A 2,269-nucleotide genomic window follows, 5' to 3' on the forward strand; every position below is an offset into this window, starting at 1 on the left:
TAATCTCCCCGAAAACCCGGCAGACCCTTGTCGCGCCGTGGCAGGGCCGCTGTCTGGATATGGCAAAAATAACGGAACTTCTCGCCCATATTTCTGACTGGTATATCAGCCGGGGATATATCACCAGCCGCGCTTTTCTTACCGAGCAGGATCTCTCCGGCGGTCAGCTGAATATTGTGGTGCTGGAAGGCAGACTGGAAGCGATCCGTCTGGAAGGCGAAACGCCGCACATGCTGAAAATGGCGTTTCCGGGACGGGTCGGCGGCATCCTTAATTTACGCGACATCGAACAGGGCATGGAGCAAATTAACCGTTTGCGTGCCGAACCGGTTCAGATTGAAATTCTTCCGGGAACGCAGGCCGGATATTCCATCGTTAACCTCACGGCAAAACCGGAATTTCCCTTAAGTGCATCGGTAAGCCTGGATAATAGCGGGCAGAAGAGCACCGGTGAAAATCAGCTGAATGGCGTGCTCACCGCGAATAATATGCTGGGGCTGGCGGATAAATGGTTTGTCAGCGGCGGGCGCAGCAGCGATTTTGCCAGCGCGTACGATGCGCAGAACTTCCAGGCGGGCGTCAGCGTGCCGTTTGGCTACGGCCTGCTGGACTACAGCTACGCCTGGAGTAACTACCGGACCACCATCAGTAACCAGGGGTTTAACTGGCTCTCCACGGGCGATACGAAAACCCACCGCGTTAACGCGTCCTGGGTGGTCTTCCGCAACGGGGAGGTGAAAACCGGCATTGCGGCTGGCGTGGTTCAGCGCTCCAGCCGCAACTGGCTCAACGACGCGCCGCTTCAGAGCAGCACGCGCAACCTCTCCAGCCTGGTTCTGGGCATTACGCACACGCAAAAAATGCTGGGCGGCGTGGCGACCTTCAACCCGACCTGGAGCCACGGCATGCCGTGGTTCAGTGCCGAAACCGACGAAGATAAGTCCGGGGATATGCCGCGCGCGGAATTCCGTAAATGGAGCCTGAACGCCAGCTTCCAGCGTCCTGTCGCCCGTAACGCCTGGTGGCTGACCAGCGCCTACGGCCAGTGGTCGCCCGACCGGCTGTACGGCTCTGAGCGCCTGACGCTCGGCGGCGAAAGCTCCGTGCGCGGTTTTAAAGAACAGTACCTGTCCGGGGACAACGGCGGCTACTGGCGCAACGAGCTGGGGTATTCCCTCTTCACCCTTCCGGTGATTGGCGCGGTGAGCGCAACGGTCGCCGTTGACGGCGGCTGGCTGGAAAAAGACCGTCAGGACCGCTTTGCCTCCGGCACGCTGTGGGGCGGTTCGGTGGGGCTGAGCAGCGCAGGGCGCTGGTACAGCAGCCAGATTTCGGTCGGTACGCCCCTGCACTACCCCGACTGGCTCGGCCCGGATCATGTGAGCGTTAACTGGCGCATTGCCTTCATGCTTTAAGAGACTCTACGACTATGGATACCCGTCACCCACCCGTTCGTTTCTCGCAGCGTCTGATCAGCTGGATTGTCTGCGGCCTGATGGTCTGGCAGCCGATGGCGCCTGCCGTCGCGGCGGCGCTCACGCCGGCCGGACAGGCCACGGTCGATCGGGCGGGGAACGGGGTGCCGGTCGTCAACATCGCCACGCCCAACGGGGCGGGTATCTCGCATAACCAGTTCGGTGAGTATAACGTCGGCAAAGAGGGGCTTATCCTCAATAACGGCACGGACCGTTTAACCCAGACTCAGCTGGGCGGGCTTATCCAGAACAACCCCAACCTGCAGGCCGGGCGGGAAGCGAAAGGCATCATCAACGAAGTCACGGGCGCCAGCCGCTCGCAGCTGCAGGGCTACACGGAAGTTGCCGGCAGGGCGGCAAACGTCATGGTGGCCAACCCGTACGGCATTACCTGTAACGGGTGCGGATTTATCAACACCCCGAACGTCACCCTGACCACGGGGAAACCGCAGTTCGACGCCAGCGGTAACCTGCTGGCGCTGGAGGTGACGAAAGGGGCCATCATGGTTGAAGGGCAGGGGCTGGATGCCAGCAAGAGCGACGCGCTGTCGATTATTGCGCGCGCGACGGAAGTGAACGCCGCGATACACGCGAACGACCTGACGGTGACGGCAGGGGCGAACCGCGTGGGCGCAGACGGCAGCGTCAGGCCGGTTGCCGGTGAGGGCGCCGCGCCCGTGGTGGCCGTGGATACCGGCGCGCTCGGCGGGATGTATGCGAACCGTATTCGCCTGGTCTCCAGCGAGACGGGCGTGGGGGTGAACCTCGGCAACCTCACCGCGCGCCAGGGCGAC

The 2,269-nt window shown here is 62.1% G+C and carries 2 protein-coding genes; both read left to right on the plus strand.

The features are described from left to right. Nucleotides 1-1,415: ShlB/FhaC/HecB family hemolysin secretion/activation protein (locus tag F0319_RS18765; RefSeq protein WP_149367542.1), on the plus strand; the 1,415-nt coding region annotated here is incomplete at its 5' end. Nucleotides 1,416-1,429: 14 nt separating this feature from the next. Continuing rightward, nucleotides 1,430-2,269, plus strand: an 840-nt coding sequence (locus tag F0319_RS18770) for a filamentous hemagglutinin N-terminal domain-containing protein (protein WP_149367543.1), incomplete at its 3' end; no start/stop codon positions are given.

Source organism: Enterobacter vonholyi (genome assembly GCF_008364555.1).
In the GTDB taxonomy this organism is placed as follows: domain Bacteria; phylum Pseudomonadota; class Gammaproteobacteria; order Enterobacterales; family Enterobacteriaceae; genus Enterobacter; species Enterobacter vonholyi.